The sequence below is a fragment of the Streptomyces durocortorensis genome, from assembly GCF_016901035.1.
Lineage (GTDB): Bacteria > Actinomycetota > Actinomycetes > Streptomycetales > Streptomycetaceae > Streptomyces > Streptomyces durocortorensis.
On sequence record NZ_JAFEUF010000575.1, the window covers coordinates 1 to 328 of the forward strand.

1 protein-coding gene is annotated in these 328 nt (G+C 72.0%); it reads right to left on the reverse strand.

The genetic code is table 11. The features are described 5' to 3' along the window. The coding region (locus JS521_RS36130) for a pyridoxal-dependent decarboxylase (RefSeq protein ID WP_239488316.1) at positions 1–328 on the reverse strand (328 nt) is incomplete at both ends.

The following is a 328-nucleotide window of genomic DNA, read 5'->3' on the forward strand; positions in this document are numbered from 1 at the left end:
AGGTGGTGGTGTTGGGGTACGGCGAGGAGGCCGGCGGATGCGGGCTGCCAGCCGAGTTTGTGGAGGTCGAGGGTGACGCTGTGGGCGCGGTCGAGGCCGTTGAGGAGTTCGCGGTGGGTGGGGCTGAGGAGGAGGGGTCCTCCGTAGGCGGCGTCGATGTGGAGTTCGGCGTCGTGGGTGGTGCAGAGGTCGGCGATGGCGTCGAGGGGGTCGATCTCGCCGGTGTCGGTGGTGCCGGCGGTGGCGACGACGAGGAGGGGGCGGTGGAGTTCGGTGAGGGCGTCGTCGAGGGCGGCGAGGTCGAGGGTGCCGGTGGGGGCGGGTACGA